Origin of the sequence: Peptacetobacter sp. AB845, from assembly GCF_047528295.1 — a bacterium.
Taxonomy (GTDB): Bacteria; Bacillota; Clostridia; order Peptostreptococcales; family Peptostreptococcaceae; genus Peptacetobacter.
Genome location: NZ_CP180001.1, coordinates 470,710 through 496,207, shown reverse-complemented (window position 1 = coordinate 496,207; position 25,498 = coordinate 470,710). Strand labels below are relative to the sequence as shown.

The 25,498-nt window shown below is 30.8% G+C and carries 28 protein-coding genes; 8 read left to right on the top strand and 20 right to left on the bottom strand.

Translation table 11 applies throughout. From position 1 onward, the window contains the following. Window positions 1–5: 5 nt before the first annotated feature. The 4 genes from ACK2WO_RS02520 to rpsF form a co-directional block, all read right to left on the bottom strand. Entirely contained in the window at window positions 6–983 is a 978-nt protein-coding gene (locus tag ACK2WO_RS02520) for a DUF2232 domain-containing protein (RefSeq protein WP_414698260.1), read from the bottom strand. Window positions 984–1,353: 370 nt separating this feature from the next. Further along, window positions 1,354–1,581 carry a 30S ribosomal protein S18 gene (gene rpsR / locus ACK2WO_RS02515; RefSeq protein WP_040410706.1) on the bottom strand — a complete coding sequence of 76 codons (228 nt, stop codon included), beginning with the start codon at window positions 1,579–1,581 and terminating at the stop codon, window positions 1,354–1,356. An 18-nt stretch (window positions 1,582–1,599) separates the two neighbouring features. Then, window positions 1,600–2,079: a single-stranded DNA-binding protein gene (locus ACK2WO_RS02510; RefSeq protein ID WP_178411402.1), complete on the bottom strand. Its 480-nt coding sequence runs from the start codon at window positions 2,077–2,079 to the stop codon at window positions 1,600–1,602. A gap of 30 nt (window positions 2,080–2,109) precedes the next feature. Beyond that, window positions 2,110–2,394: a 30S ribosomal protein S6 gene (rpsF, locus tag ACK2WO_RS02505; protein ID WP_178411401.1), complete on the bottom strand. Its 285-nt coding sequence runs from the start codon at window positions 2,392–2,394 to the stop codon at window positions 2,110–2,112. 234 nt (window positions 2,395–2,628) lie between these two features. Between rpsF and ACK2WO_RS02500 the strand changes: the two genes are divergently transcribed. After that, entirely contained in the window at window positions 2,629–3,210 is a 582-nt protein-coding gene (locus tag ACK2WO_RS02500) for a helix-turn-helix domain-containing protein (RefSeq protein WP_414698259.1), read from the top strand. Window positions 3,211–3,353: 143 nt separating this feature from the next. Here the strand turns inward: ACK2WO_RS02500 and ACK2WO_RS02495 are convergent, their stop codons facing one another. The 3 genes from ACK2WO_RS02495 to ACK2WO_RS02485 all read right to left on the bottom strand — a co-directional run bounded on the left by ACK2WO_RS02495 (window position 3,354) and on the right by ACK2WO_RS02485 (window position 5,230). After that, complete coding sequence (locus ACK2WO_RS02495; protein ID WP_006440965.1) at window positions 3,354–4,544, bottom strand: PLP-dependent aminotransferase family protein; 1,191 nt, start codon at window positions 4,542–4,544, stop codon at window positions 3,354–3,356. A 217-nt stretch (window positions 4,545–4,761) separates the two neighbouring features. Then, window positions 4,762–4,953, bottom strand: coding sequence for a DUF951 family protein (locus tag ACK2WO_RS02490; protein ID WP_178411399.1), 192 nt, complete (start codon window positions 4,951–4,953; stop codon window positions 4,762–4,764). A gap of 13 nt (window positions 4,954–4,966) precedes the next feature. Beyond that, window positions 4,967–5,230: a DUF3343 domain-containing protein gene (locus ACK2WO_RS02485; RefSeq protein WP_414698258.1), complete on the bottom strand. Its 264-nt coding sequence runs from the start codon at window positions 5,228–5,230 to the stop codon at window positions 4,967–4,969. Window positions 5,231–5,472: 242 nt separating this feature from the next. Here ACK2WO_RS02485 and ACK2WO_RS02480 point away from each other — a divergent pair, with 242 nt between their 5' ends. Then, window positions 5,473–6,225 (top strand): MerR family transcriptional regulator, encoded by a 753-nt coding sequence (locus ACK2WO_RS02480; protein ID WP_414698257.1) that lies wholly within the window; start codon window positions 5,473–5,475, stop codon window positions 6,223–6,225. 83 nt (window positions 6,226–6,308) lie between these two features. On the opposite strand, the gene yedF is transcribed toward ACK2WO_RS02480, so the two are convergent. After that, entirely contained in the window at window positions 6,309–6,902 is a 594-nt protein-coding gene (gene yedF / locus ACK2WO_RS02475; RefSeq protein WP_414698256.1) for a sulfurtransferase-like selenium metabolism protein YedF, read from the bottom strand. A 340-nt stretch (window positions 6,903–7,242) separates the two neighbouring features. Here yedF and ACK2WO_RS02470 point away from each other — a divergent pair, with 340 nt between their 5' ends. After that, window positions 7,243–7,872 carry a GerMN domain-containing protein gene (locus ACK2WO_RS02470; RefSeq protein WP_414698255.1) on the top strand — a complete coding sequence of 210 codons (630 nt, stop codon included), beginning with the start codon at window positions 7,243–7,245 and terminating at the stop codon, window positions 7,870–7,872. Between the two features lie 89 nt (window positions 7,873–7,961). Here the strand turns inward: ACK2WO_RS02470 and ACK2WO_RS02465 are convergent, their stop codons facing one another. The 12 genes from ACK2WO_RS02465 to rpmH all read right to left on the bottom strand — a co-directional run bounded on the left by ACK2WO_RS02465 (window position 7,962) and on the right by rpmH (window position 18,496). Further along, window positions 7,962–8,741 (bottom strand): ParB/RepB/Spo0J family partition protein, encoded by a 780-nt coding sequence (locus ACK2WO_RS02465; protein WP_414698254.1) that lies wholly within the window; start codon window positions 8,739–8,741, stop codon window positions 7,962–7,964. A gap of 139 nt (window positions 8,742–8,880) precedes the next feature. Then, window positions 8,881–9,801: a homoserine O-acetyltransferase MetA gene (metA, locus tag ACK2WO_RS02460; protein WP_414698253.1), complete on the bottom strand. Its 921-nt coding sequence runs from the start codon at window positions 9,799–9,801 to the stop codon at window positions 8,881–8,883. Window positions 9,802–9,812: 11 nt separating this feature from the next. Then, entirely contained in the window at window positions 9,813–11,084 is a 1,272-nt protein-coding gene (locus tag ACK2WO_RS02455; RefSeq protein ID WP_414698252.1) for an O-acetylhomoserine aminocarboxypropyltransferase/cysteine synthase family protein, read from the bottom strand. A 195-nt stretch (window positions 11,085–11,279) separates the two neighbouring features. Then, entirely contained in the window at window positions 11,280–12,086 is an 807-nt protein-coding gene (gene noc / locus ACK2WO_RS02450) for a nucleoid occlusion protein (protein WP_414698251.1), read from the bottom strand. A 40-nt stretch (window positions 12,087–12,126) separates the two neighbouring features. Next, window positions 12,127–12,852: a 16S rRNA (guanine(527)-N(7))-methyltransferase RsmG gene (gene rsmG, locus ACK2WO_RS02445; RefSeq protein ID WP_178412869.1), complete on the bottom strand. Its 726-nt coding sequence runs from the start codon at window positions 12,850–12,852 to the stop codon at window positions 12,127–12,129. After that, window positions 12,845–14,734, bottom strand: a complete 1,890-nt coding sequence (mnmG, locus tag ACK2WO_RS02440; protein ID WP_178412870.1) for a tRNA uridine-5-carboxymethylaminomethyl(34) synthesis enzyme MnmG — start codon at window positions 14,732–14,734, stop codon at window positions 12,845–12,847. The genes rsmG and mnmG overlap by 8 nt, the downstream gene beginning before the upstream one ends. 138 nt (window positions 14,735–14,872) lie before the next feature. Next, window positions 14,873–16,252, bottom strand: a complete 1,380-nt coding sequence (gene mnmE / locus ACK2WO_RS02435; protein ID WP_414698250.1) for a tRNA uridine-5-carboxymethylaminomethyl(34) synthesis GTPase MnmE — start codon at window positions 16,250–16,252, stop codon at window positions 14,873–14,875. A gap of 89 nt (window positions 16,253–16,341) precedes the next feature. Beyond that, a complete protein-coding gene (gene jag, locus ACK2WO_RS02430; protein WP_178412872.1) occupies window positions 16,342–16,968 on the bottom strand; it encodes an RNA-binding cell elongation regulator Jag/EloR in 627 nt (208 codons plus the stop codon). Further along, on the bottom strand, window positions 16,940–17,647 hold the full coding sequence (locus ACK2WO_RS02425) for a membrane protein insertase YidC (protein WP_178412873.1): 708 nt from the start codon (window positions 17,645–17,647) through the stop codon (window positions 16,940–16,942). The genes jag and ACK2WO_RS02425 overlap by 29 nt, the downstream gene beginning before the upstream one ends. Window positions 17,648–17,672: 25 nt before the next feature. Continuing rightward, the gene (gene yidD, locus ACK2WO_RS02420) at window positions 17,673–17,915 is read right to left on the bottom strand and encodes a membrane protein insertion efficiency factor YidD (protein WP_178412876.1); all 243 of its coding nucleotides are present in this window, start codon (window positions 17,913–17,915) and stop codon (window positions 17,673–17,675) included. Between the two features lie 24 nt (window positions 17,916–17,939). Beyond that, a complete protein-coding gene (gene rnpA / locus ACK2WO_RS02415; protein ID WP_178412874.1) occupies window positions 17,940–18,287 on the bottom strand; it encodes a ribonuclease P protein component in 348 nt (115 codons plus the stop codon). A gap of 74 nt (window positions 18,288–18,361) precedes the next feature. Next, the gene (rpmH, locus tag ACK2WO_RS02410; RefSeq protein WP_118549727.1) at window positions 18,362–18,496 is read right to left on the bottom strand and encodes a 50S ribosomal protein L34; all 135 of its coding nucleotides are present in this window, start codon (window positions 18,494–18,496) and stop codon (window positions 18,362–18,364) included. A 720-nt stretch (window positions 18,497–19,216) separates the two neighbouring features. On the opposite strand from rpmH, the gene dnaA reads away from it, so the two are divergent. The 5 genes from dnaA to gyrB all read left to right on the top strand — a co-directional run bounded on the left by dnaA (window position 19,217) and on the right by gyrB (window position 25,485). Next, window positions 19,217–20,566, top strand: a complete 1,350-nt coding sequence (gene dnaA, locus ACK2WO_RS02405) for a chromosomal replication initiator protein DnaA (protein ID WP_414698249.1) — start codon at window positions 19,217–19,219, stop codon at window positions 20,564–20,566. 298 nt (window positions 20,567–20,864) lie between these two features. Then, window positions 20,865–21,974 carry a DNA polymerase III subunit beta gene (dnaN, locus tag ACK2WO_RS02400; protein ID WP_414698248.1) on the top strand — a complete coding sequence of 370 codons (1,110 nt, stop codon included), beginning with the start codon at window positions 20,865–20,867 and terminating at the stop codon, window positions 21,972–21,974. A 277-nt stretch (window positions 21,975–22,251) separates the two neighbouring features. Next, on the top strand, window positions 22,252–22,464 hold the full coding sequence (gene yaaA / locus ACK2WO_RS02395) for a S4 domain-containing protein YaaA (protein ID WP_178412371.1): 213 nt from the start codon (window positions 22,252–22,254) through the stop codon (window positions 22,462–22,464). Window positions 22,465–22,476: 12 nt separating this feature from the next. Further along, window positions 22,477–23,583: a DNA replication/repair protein RecF gene (gene recF / locus ACK2WO_RS02390; RefSeq protein WP_414698247.1), complete on the top strand. Its 1,107-nt coding sequence runs from the start codon at window positions 22,477–22,479 to the stop codon at window positions 23,581–23,583. Beyond that, window positions 23,584–25,485 (top strand): DNA topoisomerase (ATP-hydrolyzing) subunit B, encoded by a 1,902-nt coding sequence (gyrB, locus tag ACK2WO_RS02385; RefSeq protein WP_006440943.1) that lies wholly within the window; start codon window positions 23,584–23,586, stop codon window positions 25,483–25,485. It begins immediately after the preceding gene. Window positions 25,486–25,498: the final 13 nt, after the last annotated feature.

Sequence of the window (25,498 nt, the reverse complement as noted above, 5' to 3'; positions counted from 1 at the left end):
TCCTCCTACATGGATTTCTTCATTTTATTTATTTTAAGCTTTCTGAAATCCATAATACAATCAAGCATACCTAGTAGGGCTATAAGTGTACCTCCACCCATTACTCCTAGAGTAACAATCAATATAACTGGGAATACTATTCCCCCTCTTCCTCTTACAATTCTATTCTTTATTATGTATATACATACTGATATACCTTGAACCATAAACATTAAATTGAAGATTATCTGTAGATTTCCCATTATTGCAATAACATTTAGAGATGTATCCATATAAGAAAGTCCATATACTCCTAGATATATAACAAATGTTATAACTACTGCATTTCCTGGTAAATATAGTTCAGACATTCTAACTCTATTTAGATTTTTTTCTGTTAATTTTTTTGCTATTGAACCACCTAAGAAATACGTGAAAAATACACACATACAAGATTGTACAAATAACAATGATACTATCATGTTTCTGAACATATTTGTAAGTTCTTCAGGTGTTGCATCTCCAATAAGTTTTAATTGTTCCTTAGGCATAGTTTCTAGCCGTGTTTTAGCCATATTAGAGAATGTATCTGTTAGCTGTTTTAATACATCTATATTCATCATATATTTGGCTACGATAATATATGCTATCGTCGATAAAATGAAAATAATTATTCCCATATAAAGTGGATCTTGTCTATCATCGTCATCTTTTTCACTTACCGAATCAACAAGTCTTCCTAAAATAAGAGAAGGTATAACAAAGGTCATAACAACCTCAACAGCATATTTAACATCAGTTAAACCAAATATAGCTAAAACTGAAACTATAAAAGCTATCATGCTCTGTCTTTCGTTGGAAATCATACCGATAACCGCAAAAGGTATACAAACTGTAAAAATTATAGCTACCGACGCTGCAGTAAGATTAGATGTTCCAACAGTTAAAAATATTGCAATTACAGTTGATAGCATAACAGTTATCGCTTGGTTTTGCTTTTTCATTTTTCCTCTCCTGTCATATCTATTTATTAGTTTATTTGTAATCACACCTTATGTGATTTAAAAATTAAAATCCTTTTAATCGATAATTGTATACAGCAAAGTGTACACTTTTATCATTTATTCAACTAATACCCTAATATTATTATTATATCATAAATAACTATATATAAAAGTCTTTATCTAATACATCACTTTATGCTAATATATACAAATTTTTGTTACACTACTCTTTTAAAAATTTCATTTTTTTATATTTCATTTATCGCATACTATTTATTTAGTTTCAAATTTTTTTGTTTTTAAAAACTTTATAATAACGAAAAAAATCCTATCGAGTATAACTCGATAGGATTTTATCCGTTATTATTTACTAGTCTAATGTGTAAGGTAAAAGTGCTATATTTCTAGCTCTTTTTATAGCTTTTGTTAATTCTCTCTGATGTTTAGCACATGTTCCTGATATTCTTCTTGGTAATATTTTACCTCTTTCAGTAACATATCTCTGTAATCTCTGAGTATCTTTGTAATCTATTTTAGCGTTTTTATCAGCGCAGAACTGACAAACTCTTTTTTTCTTACGTCTTCTTTTGTTCATCATGACTAATTCCCCTCCTTTTTAAAATGGTACGTCGTCATCGTCAACCGCTCCAAACCCATTTATGTCCAAGTCCGGAGTTGGAGAAGGACCAGCAGGTTCAAAAGCTGGTTTATTCTGATTATCGTTTATATTATTACTGTAATTATTCTCAAAACTATTATAAGATCCTTCACTAACAGCTTTTTTGCTTTCAAGTGCATCGACCTGTCTGCAGCTAACTTTAGTAAAAGTCTTCCATTCGCCTGCCTGCTGATAGTTATCAATTCTTAACTGTCCACTGCACGCTACTAATCTTCCTTTTGTAAGATAGTTTGCACAGAATTCAGCGGGTTTTCCCATAACTTCTATAGGAATAAAATCGGCTTCTCTTGTGCCATCTCTCTTTGTAAAATCTCTATTTACTGCAAGAGTAAAAGTGGCAACTGGTGTTCCACTTCCTGGAATATATCTTAATTCCGGGTCTTTAGTAAGTCTTCCTACTAATACTACTTGATTCATTAAAACACCACCTATTTAAATAAGATATGATTAGTCACAAACAACTACCATGTGTCTTATTACGTTTTCGTTTATTTTTAAGTTTCTGTCTAATTCTTTTGGTAATTCTACAGAAGCTTTGAAGTTAACTAGTGTGTAGAAACCTTCAGTAAATTTAGCTATTGGGTAAGCTAGTTTTCTATTTCCCCAAGCGTCAACTTTAGTTACTTCTCCACCATTAGCTTCTATTATTTCTTTTATTCTGTTCTGTACACCTTCTCTAGTTTCTTCATCTAGAACTGGTTTCACAACGTAAACTAATTCGTAATCTCTCACTACAATTCACCTCCCTTTGGACTTAACGGCTCTAAATTATTTAGAGCAGAGAAATGAGAATCTAATTCTCATACTTGTATATATTATCATGTAGATATGTTATTGTCAACTATATTTTTACGTTATAACGCAAGAAAAAAGTTTATTTTGGACGTTTTTATGATATTATAAAAATATATAATTTATTGCAAGAAATTTTTATAAATACAATAAAATTTTAAAGAGGGCGAGCGTATGTTAGGAGAGAGAATTAGAACTTTTAGGAAGGGTAAAAATATTACTTTACAAAAATTATCAGATGATACAGGTCTATCAATAGGTTACATATCACAAATTGAGAGAAATTTAGTCGACCCGTCTCTTTCTTCTCTTAGAAAAATTTCAATGTCCCTTGGTATTCCTACATTTCTTTTATTCGACCAAGAAAAGACATCTGAAATTTTAACTACAAGAAGTGAAGATGTTTTGATAATGAAACAACCAAATTCACTTGTTGAATACCATATACTATCTACCTTACCTCATGAAGAATTTACACCACAAGCAGTAGCAATAAAGTTCTTTCATAAACCTATGTGCTGTGACTCTGAATTTCATCTTGTTCATGAGAGCGAAGAAATCGTTTTATTAGAAGAAGGAGAGCTATTAATCCATCTTCCAAATGAATCTATACATCTAAATTCTGGAGATAGTACTATTATAAAAAGTAATGTCCCACATATAATTGAAAATGTAGGTAGTTCAGAAGCTAAGGGAACATTAATATTTACACCAGCATTTTGGACACCATTTTCTAAATACAAAAATATAAAATAAATCGAAAATAGTTTAAATCCTATTTATACGTAAGTTAATTGTGTTTCTTGTATAAAGTAAATAACCTTATAAAAAATAAACCCCCTGGTAAAAGCCAGAGGGTTGTTTTTTATTTTGATATTAAATTTAGATTTTAAAAGAGATTATTCACCTAATTCTTCTCTTAAAACCTGTCCCATTCTCTTGATACCTTCAACTATTTTGTCTTCTGGCATGTTAGAGTAGTTTAATCTACAGCAGTTGTATACTCCACCATTAGGGAAGAATGAATCTCCTGGTACGTATGCAACGTTCTTTTCAAGACATTTAGTAGCCATTTCAGCTGCTTTTACGTTTTCTGGAAGTACTACCCAAGTGAATAGACCACCCTGTGGATGAGTGAATTTAACACATGCTGGGAATTCTTCTTCCATAGTTTTTAGCATTAAGTCTCTACGTTTAACGTAGCAAGCTTTTATGTTTTCAACATGAGCATCTAAATCATATTCTTCTATGAATTTATTAACTTCCATCTGAGATATTGTAGAAGCCTGTAAGTCTGCTCCCTGTTTGCATATATTGTATTTGTTTAATATTTCTGGAGCTGCACAAGTCCATCCTAATCTGTATCCTGGGCAGAATATTTTAGAGAATGTTCCAAGGAATATTACTAAACCTTTAGTATCCATAGCTTTTAATGATGGTAAGAATTCACCTTCGAATCTTAATTCACCGTATGGGTTATCTTCTATAACAGGTATTTCATATTTGTTTATTATTTCCATGAATTTTTCTCTTCTTTCCATTGGCCAAGTTCTTCCTGATGGATTCTGGAAATCTGGTATAACATATATCATTTTTACTCTGTCATTTTCTTCTAATACTTTTTCAAGTTCTTCCATTATCATACCGTTATCATCTGTTGGTATTTCTATGAATTTTGGCTGATATGATTTGAAAGCATTTAAAGCACCCATGTATGATGGACTTTCACATAATACTATGTCACCTTCATCTAGGAATACTTTACCAGAGAAATCAAGCCCCTGCTGAGATCCACTTGTTATAAGTATATCGTCTGGACCTACATTAGTTTTTAATTTTCTGTTCATTCTTTCTGCTATTTTTTCTCTTAATGGTTTGTAACCTTCAGTAGTAGTGTACTGTAAAGCTACTTTTCCCTGTTCTTCAAGAACCTGAACTGATATTTTTTTCATTTCTTCTACTGGGAATAATTCTGGAGCAGGCATACCACCAGCGAATGATATAACTTCTGGTCTAGCTGTTAATTTTAATAGCTCACGTATTGCTGATCCTTCTAAGTTGTCTAATCTTCTTGCAAATTTTACTGCCATTTTTATAGCACCCCCATGAAAATGTTTATTTCAATGAATTTATTCATTTTACAATTACATTATATCAAATTTTTCTTAAATAATATACGTTAAATATTAAAAAAACACGTTATTTTTATATCATTTTTTTGCATATAATATTTATCATTTAATTTATTAAGTACAATATTTACAATTTTAAGTTTTAAGTAAAGTTTGGATTTTTCACTAATATATACTATTCACTAACTTTATTTATCTTTTTAACTCTTTTTTCAAAAGTCTCTCTATCTAGCATAATTAGCCTTCCACATTGTTTACATTTGGCTTTTATATCCATACCTACTCTAGTTATTTCAAAATCTTTACAACCACAGGCATGAGGTTTCTTTAATTCTACTATATCGCCTTTTTCAAGATTTAACGGCATAATAATACCTCCATTAGTTTAATTCTGAGGCGCTTCTTTTTCCACCTTCAAGTTTTTCTATCATGAATAAACCTTTGTAGCTTATTTCATTTTCATCAAGAATAGTTTTTACTCTATCCATATCTTCTTTTTCAAATTTTATTGATATTCCACAACTAGCACTTATTTCTCTTGGTGTTGGAAGTGTTGTAGCTTTTATATCATCTTTCTGTAATAATTTTTCTGTTTTTATAGCGTTGTGAGTTGAGTTGAATGCAACTATATACATTGTTTCCATTATTATTTCCCTCCTAAATTTTGTGAATTTTATGACACTAGTTCTATTCTAGTATTTTTTATTTTAATTATTTTTAAAACCAACAATTTTTTCTACATTATATTATAGTTTAGAAAGCAAATATTTTCCATTTATTTTTATTTTTTTATTGACCTTTACGCTGCGTAATAGTTTATTATGAGATTAAAGTTAGCTAATTTTTATTTCTATAGAAATATATATGCTTATTAGGTGGTGATTTTTTGTACAGTACCGGAAAACTTTCTGAAATATCAGGTGTAAGCTCGAGAACACTTAGATATTACGATGAAATTGGACTATTAAAGCCGAATTTTATAAATGAATCTGGTTATAGATACTACGGAGATAAGGAGGTAGCTCTTTTGCAGCAGATACTTTTTTACAAAGAAAGAGGATTTGACCTTAACACAATCAAAGAAATAATATATAGCAAAGATTTTGATTTATCCGATGCACTTGAGGAGCATCTTTCAAGCCTTGAGGAACAAAAGCTTAAAATAGATAGGATGATTAATTCTGTAAAATTATCTATAAAATCATTGAAAGGAGAATATAATATGACAGATAGAGAAACATTTGAAGTCTTTAAAAAGAATTTAATAGATAAAAATGAAAGAACTTATGGAAAAGAAATAAGAGAAAAATATGGAGATGATTCAATAGATGAATCTAATAGAAAAATGCTTAATATGAGCGAGGAGGATTATCAGATGTTTAAAGAATTAGAAGAAAATATCCTTACTCTAGTTGAAAAATGTGTAAAAGAAAATCTAGATTTAGACAGTAAAGAGGCAAAAGAACTTGTTAATATGCACCAGAAATGGATAAAAATGACTTGGAATAAATACAGCGTAGAGGCACATAAATCTCTAGCTATGATGTATACAATGGATGAGAGATTTAAAGAATATTATGATAGAAATATTGAAGGTTGTGCTGATTATCTATCTATGGCTATAGAAAATAATTTATAAAATAAAAAAGCTATTATAGTATAAAATTACTGTAATAGCTTTTTCTTTGCTCAATTTTTATTTATCGTATTTAATTTTAAAAATTATCCTATTGTTATTGTATTTGATGCACCTTTTAATGTTTCAACTATGTCATACATATTGCTTACTACACCAGCTTTTAACTGATCTTTTAATCCATAGTAATCTAAGCATGTTCCACAAGATAATACCTGTACACCAGCTTCTTCTAATTTTTTAAGATTTTCTACAGTGGCTTCATTTTCAGTAGATAGTGTAACACCACCATTTACAAGAACAACCGCTTTTGGATATGGTTTTGTTTCTGTTAAAGTGTATATGAATCCTTTTATAAGAACTTTTCCTAATTCATCATTTCCTGAACCCATTCTATCAGATGATATGAAAACAACCTGATCGCATAAATCGTCATTTGATTCAGTAGCTACTTCAGCTGCAGCTTCTCCTTTAACTATCTGAACTTCTATTTCACCGTCTTCTTCTTTTATAACTGTTGCTTCACAGTTAAGAGATTTAGCTAATTTTAAAAGATTTTCTTTTGCAGTAGTGTTGTCAACAGTTGTAACTACTGTTCCTTCAGATATTTTTTCTAATTCTTTTTTAGTGTTTATAACTGGTTTTGGACAAGCTAATCCTCTAGCATCTACTTTTATCATTTTTAAACATCTCCCTTAAAAAAATTAATTTATTTTACTTTTTAATTTTATCACATCTAAAAATATATAGTGATATACTTTTTTATAGATTTTTTCTATATCTATATATTACAACTTCTATATCAAGTTGTCACATTTTTTTCATAATATATACTTTTAGGTTACAACTTTTTCATTAATCATAACTTTTTTAAAAGACGTTGTAATTCTTTTGTATCCCTAATATTTTAAAAGTATAGTATAATATAAAAAAGCACTTAATTAATTGAACTCGGTAAATTCAAATATTTGCCATTCAAAATATAATTCTATTAGAATTTTTAATTAGGAGGAAAGTATTATGAAAATAAAAAAATTAACATCTCTTGCAGTAGCTCTTGTACTTGCATTTGCATTTGTAGGATGCAGTAAAACAGACGCAGGAAACAATACAGAAGATAAGGACAACAACACAACTCAGACTCAGCAGGAAAGTTCTGATAAAGAAGAGGATAAAAAAGACGACAAAGAAGAAAATGATAAATTAGCCAGTGAAGAAACAGAAGAAGAAAGCATAGTAGTATATAATTACGATTTAGAAAATGAAAAATTAATTGAAAATGAAGTTAAAGCTAAAAAAGAAGACCCTAAAGTTGTATTTGAAGAATTAAAAAATTTAGGTGTTATTCCTAAAGATGCTAAATTAAATAGTTTTGATGTAACAGAAGCTAATGGAACAAAAACTGGATTATTAGACGTAAATTCAGCTTTTATAAATAATAATCTAGGTAGTGGTGCAGAATCACTTATGCTTGATGCTGTTGCTCAGACATTTATAGAAAACTTTGATGTAGATCAGATTCAGCTTACAGTTGACGGTAAAGACTATGAAAGTGGTCATATAGTTTTAGGTGAAGGCGATTATCTAAAACCAGAAAGAACTGGATTAAATCAGGGAACTGGTGAAGATGTTGAAGCCGATAAAAACTAAATATTTTAAGCATACAAAAAGGTCATCTTTAATTGATGACCTTTTATTGTTTATACTTTAAAGTTTATATATTTATGCGTTCTAAATTTTTATTCCCCTAACAGCATATTAATTATAGCTTCTAAATCCTCGTCGCTATAATACTCTATCTCAATCTTTCCACTCTTTTTGCCCTTAGTGATATTTACTTTAGTACCTAGTATATTTCTCATAGTGTCCTCTGCTTGAAGTACAAATAGATCCTTCTCATATACAGGTTTGCTGTTTTCTTTCTTTTCCTTGTTCTGCATATTATTAACTATAGACTCAAGCTGTCGTACAGAAAGTTTGTCTCTTATAATCTTTTTCGCAAGTCTTTCTTGCTCATCTTTATTCTCAACTCTTAAAAGTACCTTTCCATGCCCAGAACTTATTTCACCCTTATCCAACATATCCAACACCTTTTCACAAAGGTTTAATAGTCTCATACTGTTTGTTATATAAGGCCTGCTCTTTCCTACAGATTCGGATAGCTGCACCTGTGTAAGATTGTATTTTTCAATTAAGCGTCTATAGGCCTTTGCTTCTTCAACAGGGCTTAAATCCTCTCTTTGAAGGTTTTCTATTATAGCAAGTTTATCTATTTCCTCGTATGAAACATCTTTTATTATCGCAGGTATTTTTTTCATTCCTAGTTTTTTACATGCAGTAAATCTTCTTTCACCTGCGATTATCATATACTCTCCGTTTGAGTCTTCTTTTAGGATTATTGGCTGCAATAGTCCGTATTTATTTATTGAGTCAGCTAATTCCTGTATTTTTTCTTCGTCAAAATTCTTTCTAGGCTGATTTTTATTTGAATATATTTTATACATTTCAATTTCTTTCATATTTATCATCTTCCTTTAATATTTGTTCTCTTATATTATATAACCTGAACCTATTTTTTTATATCTATTTTTTTAATAAATAAAAAAATAAGAATATGTTTCCATATCCTTATTTTTTGACATTCATTCATTTTTTTAATTATACTCTAACTTTGTTTATATCGTAAGGAGTTGTCTGGTATACAAAATAATTAAGCCAGTTTGAATAAAGAAGATTTGCGCCAGATCTCCATGTTACCATAGGTTGTTTTGTATCGTCATCATTTGGATAGTAGTTTTTCGGAACTTCTATCTCAAGCCCTGCATTTTTATCTCTCAGATATTCAGCTTCAAGAGTTGTTGCATCGTATTCTGAATGTCCCATTATAAATATCTGATTTCCAGACTCTGTAGCAACTGCATATACCCCAGCTTCATCAGAAGAAGAAAGTATATCCAGTTTTGGCTCTTTTTCTATATCATATCTGCTTACTGTCGTATGTCTTGAGTGAGGTACATAGAATGTATCATCAAATCCTCTGAAAAGCGTAGAGTTTTTGAATTCAACTTTATGAGGAAATACCCCAAACATCTTCTGAGGAAGTATTTTTTTATTTATACCATAGTGATAATAAAGCCCAGCCTGTGCTCCCCAGCATATATGGAATGTACTGTGTACATTCTTTTTAGACCATTCCATTATTTCACATAGTTCATCCCAGTAATCTACCTTTTCAAAAGGCATCATCTCAACCGGAGCTCCTGTTATTATCATACCGTCAAATTTCTGGTCTTTTATATCATCAAATGTTTTATAAAATGACAGCATATGTTCTATCGGTGTATTTTTTGATGTATGATTTTTTGTAGCTATAAGTTCAAGTTCTACCTGTATTGGAGAATTTCCAAGAAGTCTTGATATCTGTGTTTCTGTTTCTATTTTTTTAGGCATCAGATTCAAAAGTACAACTCTAAGTGGTCTTATATCCTGGGTTATAGCTCTTTTTTCTGTCATTACAAATATATTTTCTTCTTTTAGTGTCTTCGCTGCCGGAAGTGCATCCGGTATTTTTATCGGCATATAAACACCCCCTATAAAAGTGCCTGTTTTAAATCTTCTATTATATCTTTCGGATCTTCAAGTCCTATTGAAAGCCTTACAAGATCTGCAGAAACTCCTGCATCTACAAGCTGTTCATCAGAAAGCTGTCTATGTGTTGAGCTTGCTGGATGAAGACAACATGTATGAGAATCTGCAACATGTGTTTCTATATTAGCTATTTTAAGTTTTCCCATAAATTCTTCAGCAGCTTTTCTTCCTCCTTTTACACCAAAGCTTATTACTCCACAGCTTCCATTTGGAAGATATTTACTTGCTGTTTCATAGTATTTATTACTTTCAAGTCCAGGATAATTTACCCATGCTATATTTTCGTTTTCTTCAAGGAATTTTGCTACCTTAAGTGCACTATCACAATGTCTTTTTACTCTTAGATGAAGACTTTCAAGTCCTATGTTAAGAAGGTATGCAATCTGTGCCTGCTGATTTGAGCCGAAGTCTCTCATAAGCTGAGCCACACATTTAGTTATAAATGCTCCCTCTATACCAAATTTTTCTGTATATGTAACACCGTGATAACTTTCATCTGGAGTACATAATCCAGGGAATTTGTCAGGATATTTTGTCCAATCAAATTTTCCTGAATCAACTATACATCCACCTATTGCAGATGCATGACCGTCCATATATTTACTTGTAGAGTGAGTTACTATATCTGCTCCCCATTCAAAAGGTCTACAGTTTATAGGTGTAGCAAATGTATTATCAACTATTAGAGGAACACCGTGTGCATGTGCTGCTTTTGCAAATTTTTCTATATCAAGTACTGTAAGTACAGGATTTGCTATTGTTTCACCGAATACAGCCTTTGTATTTGGTTTGAATGCCCGGTTAAGCTCTTCTTCTGTACAATCTGGTGATACAAATGTAAAATCTATTCCCATTTTTTTCATTGTTACAGAGAAAAGGTTAAATGTTCCACCATATATTGTAGCTGATGAAACTATATGATCTCCAGCTTCAGCTATATTGAATACTGCAAAGAAGTTTGCTGCCTGACCTGAGCTTGTAAGCATTGCCGCTGTTCCACCTTCAAGATCAGCTATTTTTTTTGCCACAAAATCACATGTAGGGTTTGCAAGTCTTGAATACATATATCCATCTGATTCAAGGTCGAATAATTTGCCCATATCTGAACTTGTATCATATTTAAAAGTTGTACTCTGATATATAGGAAGCTGTCTTGGTTCTCCATTTCCTGGTTTGTATCCTGATTGTACACATTTTGTTTCTATTCCTGTCATTTTAAATTCCTCCTGTTAAACTTAAATATTTATAAATTTAAAATATATATTATTTTTCTGACAATGTCAATTATAATTTTCAGACTTATAAATACGATAGCATCTTTTTATTATTCATATGAAATTTTCATTGCAAAATTTCCATAAAAAAAGTAACTACAAAATAATCATTTCATAGTTACTTTTTATTTTTATTTATTTTCTTTTTGGTATTCTTACAATTACATCGACATAATCGTCTTTTTCAACTTCTTTATACTGGGCATCTATTCCAGTATTTTTTATCATGTCATAAGCCTGTTTTATAGTATTTAGATATATTCTCATATTTATCATAGCTTTGACATTTCTTTTAGGTGGCTCTTCCTCTGTCTTTGGTTCCTCTTTAGGATTTTCAAGAATATCTTTTATCATTGTTTCAGCTTTTTTAACTGTCATTTGATTTTTAGATATTTTATCTATTGCTTTTATGATAATTTCTTCATTATCTAATTTTAAAAGCTTTAAAAGAGCTCTAGTATGTCTTTCTGATAGACCTTTTTCCATAGCCTCATTTCTTATATTTTCAGGAAGTTTTAAAAGTCTTATCTTATTGGCTATTGTAGATTGACTTTTTCCTAATTTTTCAGCAAGCTGCTGCTGTGTAAATCCATGTTCTTTTATTAGATTGCTATATCCTACAGCTTCTTCTAAATAATCTAGATCCTCTCTCTGTAGGTTTTCAAGCATTGCAACAACCGCAGATGCTTCATCATCCATATCTGTTATTATAACTGGTACTTTTTCAAGTCCTGCTAACTTAGATGCTCTAAATCTTCTTTCGCCAGCAACTATTTCATACTGTCCATCCTTTTCTCTAACAGTTATAGGCTGTATAATTCCATGCACTTTTATAGATTCAGCTAATTCTTTTAGTGCAGCATCAGAAAAGTGAAGTCTAGGCTGATATGGATTTGGCAGTATACTATCTATTTCTACTTCTATTATCTTTTTTTCTCCCATAATTATCCTCTCTTACTCTATAGAATTATTTTCCGGGAAATTATTTTATCGGTGATTTTGCTGGTTTACCAGCTTTTCTCGGATATTTTGAAGGTGTTTCAGATACTTTTTTGAATACTAGTATGTTGTGATTTAAATCTGTCTCTGGTAGCTTTATATCTAGCTTTTCAACAAATTCTATGCCTAGAACTTCCATCGCTTTTTTAGATTCTTCAAGTTCTAAGTCAGCATTAGGCCCTTTTAAACATACAAAGTATCCTCCAACTTTTATAAATGGTACACAAAATTCCATTAATATTGGAAGTCCAGCAACAGCTCTAGCTGTAGCTATATCGTACTGTTCTCTGTAATCTGGATTTTTTCCAAAATCTTCTGCTCTACCATGTATAAATTCTACATCTTCAAGCTCTAACTGATTACAAACTTCCTGAAGGAAGTTTATTCTTTTGTTTAAAGAATCTAATAGTGTTACCTTTGTATTTTCTAAACACACCTTTAATGGAACCCCAGGGAATCCTGCACCTGTTCCTACATCTATTATAGACATTTCGTCTTTTATATATCCACCTGTTACAGCAGATACAGAATCTAGGAAGTGTTTTATGTATGTTCCTTTTTCGTCGTCTATTCCTGTTAGATTCATTTTCCGGTTCCATTCAGCAAGAAGTTCTCTGTACATTCTAAATCTATCTAATGTTTTATCGTCTGCTTTCAGACCAAATTCTTCTATTCCATTTTTTAATAGCTCTCTATTTGCATTAGTCATTTTTCTTACCTCTTCTCATCTGTTCAAGGTATACAAGAAGTACAGATATATCTGCTGGAGAAACACCAGATATTCTCGATGCCTGTCCAACTGAGTTAGGTTTTATTGCATCTAGTTTCTGTCTAGCTTCTAATCTTAATCCTTCTATTTCAGAGTAATTTATTGATTCGCTTAATTTTTTGCTTTCTAGCTTTTTAAACTGATCTATCTGTTTTAGCTGTTTGTCTATGTATCCTTCGTATTTAGTTACTATTACACATTGCTCTTTTACGTAGTCAGGCACATCATCACCAGCACCTTTTCCAAGTTCGTCGATTAATGCATAGTCAACTTCAGGTCTTTTTAAGAATTCGTATAAAGATAATCCTACATTTAGCTTAGCAAATCCATGAGCTTCCATTATTTCATTTGACTCTTTTGGAGTTACTCTAACTTCTTTTAATCTTTCAAATTCTTTTTCTACCATTTCTTTTTTAGCTAGGTATTTATTATATCTTTCTTCAGTTACAAGACCTATTTCGTATCCTTTTTCAGTAAGTCTCATATCTGCGTTGTCCTGTCTTAAATATAATCTATATTCACATCTTGAAGTCATCATTCTATAAGGCTCATTAGTTCCTTTAGTTACAAGGTCGTCTAAAAGAACGCCTATATATGCTTCTGATCTATCTAGTGTAAATGGCTCTTTTCCTTCTATTTTTCTAACCGCATTTATCCCAGCTATTAATCCCTGTGCTGCAGCTTCTTCGTATCCAGATGTTCCATTGAACTGTCCTGCACTGAATAAGTTTTCTACGCCTTTTATTTCAAGATTTAGTTTTAGCTGTGTTGGGTCTATACAGTCGTATTCGATTGCATAAGCAGGTCTCATTACTTTAACATTTTCAAGACCTAATACAGTCTTGTACATGTCCTTTTGTATTTCAAAAGGTAAACTTGTAGAAAGCCCTTGAACGTACATTTCTTTTGTATTTAATCCTTCTGGTTCTATGAATATCTGATGAGTTTCTTTGTCTGAGAATCTCACTATTTTATCTTCTATTGATGGACAGTATCTAGGCCCAACTCCTTCTATTTCCCCACCATACATTGCAGATCTTTTTATATTTTCTTCTATCATCTGTTTTGTTTCGGCAGTAGTTCTAGTTAGGTAGCATGGAACCTGTTCTCTTTCTATTTTATCGTTCATAAATGAGAACGGAACTATTTTTGCATCTCCATCCTGTCTATCCATTTTTGAAAAATCTACACTATCTCTATGTACTCTACAAGGTGTTCCAGTTTTGAATCTTCTCATTCTAAGTCCAAGCTCTTTTAAGCTATCTGTTAGATATGCTGCATATCCTAATGCATTTGGCCCTTCATTAAATGATACTTCACCTATAAATATTTTTGAATTTAGATATACTCCAGTAGCAAGTATTGTAGCCTTTGCTCTGTATATAGCTCCCATTCTAGTTATTACCCCTGTTACAGTCTGACCATCATGGGCTATTTCTACAACCTCGTCCATTATTAAATCAAGATTTTCCTGATTTTCTATAGTTTTTTTCATTTCTTCATGGTATCTAAATTTATCTGCCTGAGTTCTTAAAGAATGTACAGCAGGTCCTTTTGCAGTATTTAACATTCTACTCTGGATAAATGTTTTATCTATATTTAGACCCATTTCTCCACCAAGCGCATCTATCTCTCTAACTAGATGTCCTTTTCCTGTTCCACCTATTGAAGGGTTACAAGCAAGTGCAGCTATAGAATCTAGTGACATTGTTATCATAGCTGTTTTGTGTCCCATTCTTGCAGAAGCAAGTGCAGCTTCACATCCAGCATGTCCAGCTCCGACAACTACTATATCGTAGCTTTCAGCTTCAAATTTTCTCATCTTTTTCCACCTTTCTTATATAATTTATACGTTCTAATTTTTCATATATACTTTGTTCTACAAATGTTCCATGAAAAACCTTTATATAAAAAGCGAATTTCGCCCATATTTTTCAACTTATTTAGTTGTTTATTATAATTATTTTCCTATACAGAAATTATGGAATATGTTGTCTAGTAAATCTTCACTTACTGTATCTCCGTTTATATATCCTAGATAATCCCATATATTTTTTAAGTCAACTTCAACAAAATCAAGAGGCATTCTATCTTCTATTGCTCTCATAGCATCTTCCGCAGATTTCATAGCTCTATAAAGTGCATCTTTATGTCTTGAGTTTGTTATTATAACATTTGAAGAGCTTTTTATATCTCCCTTATATACCATAGCTTCTATTCTATCATGTACATCTTCTATCCCTTCGTTATGAAGTGCAGAAATTTTGATTATATTTTCTTCATTTACATATTTTTTAACTTCTTCTTCATCTATTACCTGAGGTAAATCTGTTTTGTTAAGTAGAATTATAGTTTCCTTGCCCTGCACTTTTTCCAGTATTTCTCTATCTTCTTCAGATAGTTCTGATGAAGAGTCTACAACCATTATTATTAGGTCTGCTGTATCAAATGATGCCATTGATTTTTCAACACCTATTTTTTCAACTACATCGTCTGTTTCCCTTATACCAGCAGTATCTACTATTTTTAAAGGTATTCCTTTTATATTTACAAACTCTTCTATAACATCTCTAGTTGTTCCTGGTATATCAGTTACTATCGCTCTATTTTCACCAAGAATACTATTTAGAAGAGATGATTTACCAACATTTGGCTTACCAACTATTACAGTTTTTAAACCTTCTCTAAATATTTTTCCACTTTCTGATGTTTCATATAATTTTTTAATATCTTTGTTTAATTCCCTAGTTTTTTCTTCTAGAGTAGTGTATGCTATAAATTCTATATCCTCTTCTGGATAGTCTATAGCAACCTCAACTTGAGCTAATAACTCAGTTACTTTATCTCTAAACTCTCTTATTCTATTAGATAAAGATCCATCAAGCTGATTTTCAGCCACTTCATGTGCCTTATCTGTTTTTGCATTTATTACATCTATTACCGCTTCTGCCTGAGATAAATCTATTCTTCCGTTTAAGAATGCTCTCTTTGTAAATTCTCCAGCTTCAGCAAGTCTTACATCTTTAGATAATACTAATTCTAGTATTCTTTTTACAGAAATAAATCCACCATGACAGTTTATTTCTATAACATCTTCAGCTGTATAAGAGTTTGGCCCTTTCATATATGCAACTAGTACCTCATCTATTTTTTTATCTCCGTCTTTTATATTTCCAAATATTAATGTTCTAGCTGGATATTCAGAAATTTTCTTTCCTGACATTGAGAAAAATATCTCTTCAGCAACTTCTAGTGATTTTGGTCCACTTATTCTTATTATCCCGATTCCACCTTCTCCAGGTGCTGTTGCAATTGCTGCTATTGTATCATCTATAAACAAATTTATCACCTCTTTGCACGTTTAAAAAATATATATACTATTATACCAAAAATAAAACCTCCTATAACAATAGGAGGCAATATTTTTCTTTATCTTTTGTATTCTATTACTAATCTTCTGTATGGATCAGTTCCTTCACTATATGTTATAACATATCTGTCATTCTGAAGAGCTGAATGTATTATTCTTCTTTCATATGGGTTCATATAGTCAAGTTTTTTTGTTTTTTTAGTTTTGGCTACTTCTCTAGCCATTTTATTAGCGTATCTTATTAAAGATTCTTCTCTTTTTTCTCTGTAATTTTCTATATCTACAAGTACTCTAGTGTGAGAATCTTTGTTTATTTTGTTTAAAGCTAATCCTGTTAAGAACTGGATAGAATCAAGAGTATCTCCTCTTCTACCTATTAAACAAGCTGCTTCATCGCCTTTTATATTTACTTTTATAAGGTTGTCTTCCTGTTTAACTTCAACATCAGCATTTACTTTTGCATTTTTAAGAAGTGTTTCTATAAATGATTTAGCAACATCTGTTTCTCTTTCTATAACAGTTATTTCATAAAGACCTTCTTTAGATCCTATAAATCCTAGAAATCCTTTGCTTGGAGCTTCTAACTCTACAACTTCTATATCGTCTTCTGATACATCAAGGTCTAAAAGAGCTTTTTTTATAGCTTCTTCCTGTGATTTACTTTTTATTTTTATTTTTTTTGCCATTTTTACTAGCCTCCTTCATATCAGCTTCAAATTTAGCTTTTAGAGGTTTTGTTACTATTACCTGCTGTAATATAGCGAATATATTACTTATTGTCCAGTATAAAGTAAGCCCTGCAGGGAATATGAATCCCCAGTAGAATGATAGACCAGCCATCATGTATGTCATCATTTTCATCTGGCCGTTAACCTGTTCTTTTGGAGTCATTATTTTCTGCATTATAAATGCACTTGCCCCAGATAATATAGCTAATATAGTATCCGGATTAGTAAGATTCCGCATCCATAAGAACTGTCCGTTAGCCTGGTTGAAAGCAGCCTGACTAGCAAAAGCTCCTAAGCCTACTGGATCTTTAAGTAAGTTGAATAATCCTATTAATATAGGGAACTGTATAAGTAGAGGTAAGCATCCTGCCATAGGATTTATGTTAGCTCTCTGGTATAGTTCCATCATTTCTTTGTTCTGTCTTTCAGGATTGTTTTTGTATTTTTCCTGTATTTCATTAACTCTTGGTGTTATCTCCTGCATTGCAACAGTAGATTTTGTCTGCTTGATTGTAAGTGGCATTAATAGTAATTTAACTAAAAAAGTGAATAGTATAATTGCTATTCCGTAGCTTCCTGTAAAGCCATATATTGCCCCTAGAATGTTTCCAAATAATTTTCCTATTAAGTTGGTCACTTCTTGTACCTCCTACAAAATAGATTTACTTCAATGGATCGTAGCCCCCTGGATGAAACGGATGACATTTTAAGACTCTTCTTATTGTCAAATATAATCCTTTCAAAAATCCATATTTCTTAAATGCTTCTATAGAGTATTGAGAACAGGTAGGATAAAATCTACATGTTGGACCTTTTAAAGGCGATATATATTTTTGATAAAATCTCACCAATCCAATACATCCTTTTGTAAGAAGTTTTCCGATTTTATCTATATAATTCCTTATTGTATCCAATCTATAAGACCCCCCTTATTCATTTAAAAGCTTATTTTTTCTCATTAAATGAGTCATAGCTTTTTCAATATCCTTGTAAGTTGCATCTTTAGCCGCTACTCTGGAAATAAATACTAAGTCGTAGCCTTTCTTTATATTTTCATCGATATTTAATCGATAGGTCTCTTTTATCAGTCTTCTGATTCTATTTCTAGTAACAGCATTTCCTACTTTTTTAGATATAGAAATACCTATTCTAGTTTGATCAGTTTTATTCTTTAATATATAGACTACTAAATATTTATTTGCAAAAGATTTACCGTGTTTATATATTTTTCTAAATTCGTAGTCTTTCTTAATACCTTTAGTGTTATTAAATTCCATAATTTCCTCCAATAAACACAGTTTAACTCGATAAATTTTACAAAAAAAGCCACTCTACAAGCGGCTTTTTTTAATTAATGAGTTAATCTCTTTCTTCCTTTAGCTCTTCTTCTTCTTAACACGTTTCTTCCGTTAGCAGATTTCATTCTTTTTCTGAATCCGTGTTCTTTTTTTCTCTGTCTTTTCTTTGGTTGATAAGTTCTTTTCATTCTATAGCACCGCCTTTCACATTAATTTCCATTTATAAAAAATATACTTTTACCCTCAAAGTAAACATAACACATATTATTATAATTACTTTGCCTGGTGTTGTCAACGAATTTTTCACGTTGAATAAATAATTTTTGATTATCTGTAAACATTTTTTGCAACACCTTTTGTGAGGATAAAATTAATTTCCATATAATGATATAAACTCTTCTATCTTTTGAAAGTTTCCTTTATATTACCAAAATATACCAACACCTTGCAAGACCTTTTTTAGAAACCATTTTTTTGATAAAAAAATTAGCTCTATTTACCTCAAATTTAATTGTTGATAAATAATAAATTTTAATACGTTTATATTGTGGATAAGTTATTGAAGTTTCGTTGTTATTTTGATATTATAATTATACTTGTTAATAATGTTGATAAATGTTATTAACATATCAACAGTTATGCACAGTCTGTGGATATATCTGTGTATAAAATTTAATCACTCATCACAAAACGTTATTATTTCATTGAATTTAACGTGTTTAAAGTCTTTATAATTATATAAACAGATTTGTTTATATTTTTTAAACATGTTAATTTTTTTAATTTATATAACATTTATCAACAGTATTTATATAATATCAACAATGTATCTATTTTTTCAATATCCACAAAAAATTTTGTTGATAATTATGTTGAAAACTATGCATCGGAAAATGGAGGATAAAAATATGGACATCAATTCTCTGTGGGAAAAAGTGCTTCAAATTTTAAAAGGAGAAGTTTCTGCTGTAGCTTTTAAAGCCTTTTTTGCTACAGTTAAACCTTTATTATTAGACAACAATACATTGTATATCTGTGCTAATAGCGATTTTAATAAAGATATATTAAATAATAGATACCACTCTCTTATTGTTGGAATAGTAAAAGAGGTTACTGCAAAAGATATAAAGGTTATAGTTTTAGGCAGTGAAGAAGAAATGGATTCTCTAATTAAGGATATAAATTCTGAATCTACAAGTTCTACATCTAAATCTGCAAAAGCTCCTACTAAATACGAAAGTAATTTAAATCCTAAATATACTTTCGATACTTTTGTTATAGGTAATAGCAATAGTTTTGCTCATGCTGCATGTGTTGCAGTAGCAGAGTCTCCAGCAAAATCTTATAACCCTCTATTCCTTTATGGAGGCGTTGGACTTGGTAAAACTCATCTTATGCAAGCTATAGGGCACCATATATTAGAAACTGACAGCACTCAAAAGGTTGTATATGTTTCTTCTGAAAAATTTACAAATGAACTAGTAAACTCTATAAAAGATGATAAAAATGAGGAATTTAGAAATAAATATAGAAATGTAGACGTTCTTTTAATAGACGACGTTCAATTTATTGCCGGAAAAGAAAGAACTCAGGAGGAATTCTTCCATACATTTAATACTCTTCATGAAGCAAACAAACAGATAATAATTTCTAGTGATAGACCGCCAAAGGATATACCTACACTAGAAGAAAGACTAAGATCTAGATTTGAAATGGGCCTTATAACTGATATTCAGCCGCCAGATTTTGAAACTAGAATAGCAATACTTAGAAAAAAAGCTCAGATGGATAACACAGAAGTTCCTGATGAGGTAACTGACTACATAGCTAAAAATGTAAAATCTAATATAAGAGAACTTGAAGGAGCTCTTACTCGTGTAATGGCTTATTCTTCTTTAACTAAAAAGAAAGTTTCTCTTGAAGTAGCAACAGAGGCTTTAAAGGATATAATCGTATCTTATAATACTTCTGAAATAAATGTAGTAAGAATTAAAGAAAAAGTTGCCGAAGTTTTCGATATTAAAATGGAAGATTTTAATTCTAAAAAGAGAACTAGAGCAATTGCATATCCTAGACAGGTTGCAATGTACCTTTCTAGAGATTTAACTGATCTTTCACTTCCTAAGATAGGTGAAGAATTCGGAGGTAGAGATCATACTACTGTAATACATGCTTGCGACAAAATAAGCAAAGATTTAAAAGAAAATATTGATTTAAAATTAAAAGTTGAAAAAATCATAAATGATTTAAAAGGGTAGTGCAACAAAAATTGGGATATTTTAATAAATGCTGATAAAAACTATTAACATTATCCTTGTTGATAAATATAGAATAAAATGTTGATAACTTTTATCCATATTTTATCAACATTTTAATATACTATTGTCAAGGTAGATATACACAATCTATCTACAGGCTTTTTTATTGAAATTTTAAGGATAATCGACATTATCAACATTAATAACAGCCCCTACTACTATTACTACTAAGTTTCTTATATAATTATTTAGTTTTAGGAATAAAAAAATATCCACAAAACAACTAAGGAGGAAAAAAATGAAACTTATATGCAATCAGAAAATTTTATCTCAAAAGATAAGTATAGTTCAAAAAGCTATTAATAGTAGAACAACTATAGACTTATTAAAAGGTATCTTATTATCAACTGAGAATGGAGCTTTAAAACTTACTGGATCTGATGCAGAGATAAGAATAGAAACTTTTGTTCAGTCTGAAATAGAAGAAGATGGAAAAATAGTACTTGATGCCAAATTATTTGGAGATATAGTTAGAAAACTACCGGATTCATTTGTACAGATAGAAACTGATTCAAATAGTAATGTACACATCTACTGTGAAAATTCTAGATTTACAATAAAGGGACATCTAGCAGAAGAATATCCAGCTTTTTCTGATGTAGAAGAAAGTGAAATGTATACTATTCCTCAAGAATTATTAAAGGATATGATAAAACAGACGTCTTTTGCAATATCTCAGGATCAAACAAAACCAGTTTTAATGGGAGAACTTTTAGAAGCAGAAAATGGAAAAGCCAGTCTTGTGGCAATAGATGGATATAGATTAGCGGTTAGAAGTTGCCCAATAGATAGTTTTACAAAAGATGTAAAAGTTATAATACCTGGAAAAACATTAGTAGATATAAATAGTTTAATGTCAGGTGAAGGAAGTATAAACGTAGGATTTACTGAAAAAAATGCTGTGTTCATGCTAGGAGATACTAAAGTAATAACAAGATTATTAGAAGGAGATTTCATAGATTATAACAGACTACTTCCAAAAGAATATAATTCTAGAGTAAAATTAAAAGCAAAAGCACTTTTAAACAGTATAGAAAGAGCCTCACTACTTTCTCAGTCTGAAAGAAATAACCTTATAAAATTATCTATAAGAGATGATGCTATGGTTATAACTTCAAACACTGATAGAGGTAATGTTTATGAAGAAGTTGCATTAGAGCTTGAAGGTGAATATTTAGATATAGCGTTCAACTCAAGATATTTAATGGAAGGTCTTAGATATATAGACAGTGAAGAAATATATATAGAATTTACAACAAATGTAAATCCTTGTATAGTTAAACCTGTAGATGATGAAATAGATTATACATACTTACTTCTTCCTGTAAGAATGTCTTCTAATATGTAATAAATAAAATTTTATAAAATATATAAATAGCAGCCAAAAGTTTAATATTTTTAGGCTGCTTTTATTTTAGAAAAATTAGGAACGTATGTTTTGTACAAAGAAGGCTTGAGGTAGCATATAAAAATATATTCATAAGGCTATTAAATCGAATATAAAGCCTTATATAAAAGTCTATAAGGTATTTTGTCTATAGTGAATAAATTTTAAAAATATGGTATAATTATATAATTAGGTATAGTATAGATTACCGTTTATATTTTTTAAAGGAGGATCGAGTATGATAGAAATCAAAATAGATTCTGAATACATAAAACTTGATCAGGCTCTTAAACTTGCAGACATAGCCTCTACAGGAGGACATGCTAAGTTTCTTATAGCAGAAGAGCTTGTAAAAGTTAATGGAGAAGTTGAAACAAGAAGAGGTAAAAAACTTTTCGACGGAGATATAATCGAAGTTGAAGGCGAAGTGATAAAAGTTGTAACAGAATAAAGGAGAATTTTTGTGAAACTAAAAAATCTTCAATTGGTTAATTATAGAAATTACGACAAGCTATATATAGAATTTAACGATAGAATAAATCTTCTTTTGGGGTCTAATGGCCAGGGAAAAACAAATATAGTAGAGGCTATTTATTTGCTTGCTTTTGGAAAATCTTTCAGAACAAATAGAGATAGAGAACTTATTAAGTTTAATGCAGAAAATTTATATGTTGGTGGGGGATATGAAAAAGAAGAAAGAAAAGGAATGGTTGAAATTGCTATAAGTAAGACAAAGAAGGGGATAAAAGTTAATAAAATACCTATTGTAAAATTGGCTGAGCTTTTGGGAAATATTAATGTCGTTATTTTTTCGCCTGAAGATTTGAGATTGGTTAAAGACGGACCTAAGATTAGAAGAAGTTTTATAGATAGGGAAATAAGTCAGATTATACCTGGATATTACAGTCTTTTAACTGGTTACAACAAAATTTTGGCGAATAGAAACAAACTTTTAAAAAATATAAATCCAGATTTAAATCTTCTGGACGTGTATGATGAAAGTTTGGCGGAATATGGAAGTAAAATTTTTATATTTAGGAAAAAATTTATAGAAAGAATTGCCGAAATTTCAAAGGATATGCACTCTAGATTGACAGATAATAAAGAGGATTTGAGTGTTATTTATAAGAGTCAAATTCAACTAGATGATGAATCTAGTGTAAAAGATAAGTTTCTTGATATGTTAAAGGATAAGAGAAAACACGATTTAGATATGAGAATCAGTGGATATGGTATACACAAGGATGATATTTTAATTCAGATAAATGGTTTAGATGTTAGACTTTATGGTTCTCAAGGGCAGCAGAGGACTGCATCTATATCGTTAAAATTATCAGAAATAGAGCTTATAAATAAAGAAGTTGGAGAATATCCGCTTCTGATTTTGGATGATGTTTTTAGTGAACTCGACGAAAAAAGGCAAAAGCTTTTAGTCGATAATCTTAAAGACGTTCAAATGTTTATTACAACTGCTGAATATCTACATAAAAACGTATTAGATATAGAGAATACTACTATTTTTTATATAGATAATGGAAAGGTAGTTAAAACGGAGAATGGAGGAAATTAAATGAAACAGGAATACGGTGCAAGTCAAATTCAGGTTCTTGAAGGTTTAGAAGCCGTTAGAAAGAGACCTGGAATGTACATTGGATCAACTGGTCCTAGAGGACTACATCACCTAGTGTACGAAGTAGTAGACAACAGTATAGATGAGGCACTTGCAGGAAACTGCTCAAAAATATACGTTGCTATAAATGCAGATGGAAGTATAACTGTAGAAGATGATGGTAGGGGGATACCAGTAGAGGTTCATCCAAAGACTGGATTATCAACTCTTGAAACAGTACTTACTGTTCTTCATGCCGGTGGTAAATTCGGCGGTGGAGGATATAAGGTATCTGGAGGTCTTCACGGTGTTGGGGTTTCTGTTGTTAATGCACTTTCTGAATGGCTAGTGGCTGAAGTTCACAGAGATGGAAAGGCTTATAGACAGGAATATAAAAAAGGAAATCCTCAGACTAAATTAGAGGTAGTTGGAGAATCAGACCATACAGGTACTATAATATCTTTTATGCCTGATGCAGAAGTTTTCGATGAAATAGAATTTAGCTTCGATACTCTTGAATACAGACTTAGAGAGCTTTCATTCTTAAATAAAGGTATAAAAATAATATTTGAGGATAAAAGAGAAGGTAAGGAAAAATATAGAGATTTCCACTATACAGGAGGTCTTGTTGAATATGTTAAATTCCTTAATAAGTCTAGAACAGGAATACACGAGGATATAGTATATATAGACAAAAAAGTAGATGATTGCTTAGTTGAAATAGCTATGCAGTATACAGATGGATATACAGAAAATATATATTCATTTGCTAATAATATAAATACTCACGAAGGTGGTTCACACCTTGCAGGATTTAAAGCTGCTCTTACAAAAACTATAAATGAATACGCTAAGAGAAATGGAGCTTTAAAAGATAAAGATTCAAATCTTTCTGGGGAAGATATAAGAGAAGGTCTTACAGCAGTTGTTTCTGTAAAACTTCCAGATCCTCAGTTTGAAGGTCAGACTAAGACAAAACTTGGTAATACATTTATGAGAGGTATAGTAGATGGTGTTACTGTTGAGGAATTAGGATCATTCCTTGAAGAAAATCCAAACACAGCAAAAGTTATAGTTGATAAAGCACTTAGAGCACAGAGAGCAAGAGAAGCTGCTAAGAGAGCAAGAGAATTAACTAGAAGAAAAAGCGTACTTGAAAGTACTTCCTTACCAGGTAAGCTTGCAGACTGCTCAGAAAAAGACCCATCTAAGAGTGAAATATTCTTAGTCGAAGGGGATTCTGCCGGTGGTTCAGCAAAACAGGGTAGAGATAGAAATACTCAGGCAATACTTCCTTTAAGAGGTAAAATATTAAACGTTGAAAAATCAAGATTAGATAAAATTTTAGCTTCTGATGAAATAAAAAATATGATAACTGCTTACGGATGCGGTATAGGTAATGATTTTGATTTAGAAAAAGCTAGATACCACAAAATCATAATAATGACCGATGCCGATGTCGATGGGGCACACATCAGAACACTTTTATTAACATTCTTCTTCAGATATATGAGACCGTTAATAGAAGAGGGATATGTTTATGCAGCACAGCCACCTCTATACAAGGTTACTAAACAGAAGAAAGAATACTATGTATACTCAGATAAAGAATTAGACGATTTACTTAACGAAATAGGTAGAGATAAATACGATATACAGAGATATAAAGGGCTTGGGGAAATGAACCCAGAGCAGCTTTGGGATACAACAATGAATCCAGAAACAAGAACTCTTCTACAGGTTACTATAGAAGATGCTGCAATAGCTGATGAAATATTCTCTATGCTTATGGGAGATAAAGTTGCTCCAAGAAGAGAATTCATACAGGAAAATGCAAAATATGTTAGAAATCTAGACGTATAGGAGAGGAGATAAA

Coding starts and splice junctions, on each gene's coding strand:
- gyrB (WP_006440943.1), top strand. CDS start 23,584: ATGAAACAGGAATACGGTGCAAGTCAAATTCAGGTTCTTGAAGGTTTA.
- yaaA (WP_178412371.1), top strand. CDS start 22,252: ATGATAGAAATCAAAATAGATTCTGAATACATAAAACTTGATCAGGCT.
- mnmG (WP_178412870.1), bottom strand. CDS start 14,734: ATGAGAAAATTTGAAGCTGAAAGCTACGATATAGTAGTTGTCGGAGCT.
- rpmH (WP_118549727.1), bottom strand. CDS start 18,496: ATGAAAAGAACTTATCAACCAAAGAAAAGACAGAGAAAAAAAGAACAC.
- rsmG (WP_178412869.1), bottom strand. CDS start 12,852: ATGACTAATGCAAATAGAGAGCTATTAAAAAATGGAATAGAAGAATTT.
- noc (WP_414698251.1), bottom strand. CDS start 12,086: ATGGGAGAAAAAAAGATAATAGAAGTAGAAATAGATAGTATACTGCCA.
- ACK2WO_RS02470 (WP_414698255.1), top strand. CDS start 7,243: ATGAAAATAAAAAAATTAACATCTCTTGCAGTAGCTCTTGTACTTGCA.
- jag (WP_178412872.1), bottom strand. CDS start 16,968: ATGGCAAAAAAAATAAAAATAAAAAGTAAATCACAGGAAGAAGCTATA.
- ACK2WO_RS02465 (WP_414698254.1), bottom strand. CDS start 8,741: ATGAAAGAAATTGAAATGTATAAAATATATTCAAATAAAAATCAGCCT.
- ACK2WO_RS02510 (WP_178411402.1), bottom strand. CDS start 2,079: ATGAATCAAGTAGTATTAGTAGGAAGACTTACTAAAGACCCGGAATTA.
- rpsR (WP_040410706.1), bottom strand. CDS start 1,581: ATGATGAACAAAAGAAGACGTAAGAAAAAAAGAGTTTGTCAGTTCTGC.
- ACK2WO_RS02500 (WP_414698259.1), top strand. CDS start 2,629: ATGTTAGGAGAGAGAATTAGAACTTTTAGGAAGGGTAAAAATATTACT.
- ACK2WO_RS02490 (WP_178411399.1), bottom strand. CDS start 4,953: ATGCCGTTAAATCTTGAAAAAGGCGATATAGTAGAATTAAAGAAACCT.
- dnaN (WP_414698248.1), top strand. CDS start 20,865: ATGAAACTTATATGCAATCAGAAAATTTTATCTCAAAAGATAAGTATA.
- metA (WP_414698253.1), bottom strand. CDS start 9,801: ATGCCGATAAAAATACCGGATGCACTTCCGGCAGCGAAGACACTAAAA.
- ACK2WO_RS02455 (WP_414698252.1), bottom strand. CDS start 11,084: ATGACAGGAATAGAAACAAAATGTGTACAATCAGGATACAAACCAGGA.
- dnaA (WP_414698249.1), top strand. CDS start 19,217: ATGGACATCAATTCTCTGTGGGAAAAAGTGCTTCAAATTTTAAAAGGA.
- yedF (WP_414698256.1), bottom strand. CDS start 6,902: ATGATAAAAGTAGATGCTAGAGGATTAGCTTGTCCAAAACCAGTTATA.
- ACK2WO_RS02495 (WP_006440965.1), bottom strand. CDS start 4,544: ATGGCAGTAAAATTTGCAAGAAGATTAGACAACTTAGAAGGATCAGCA.
- ACK2WO_RS02520 (WP_414698260.1), bottom strand. CDS start 983: ATGAAAAAGCAAAACCAAGCGATAACTGTTATGCTATCAACTGTAATT.
- rnpA (WP_178412874.1), bottom strand. CDS start 18,287: ATGGAATTTAATAACACTAAAGGTATTAAGAAAGACTACGAATTTAGA.
- ACK2WO_RS02485 (WP_414698258.1), bottom strand. CDS start 5,230: ATGGAAACAATGTATATAGTTGCATTCAACTCAACTCACAACGCTATA.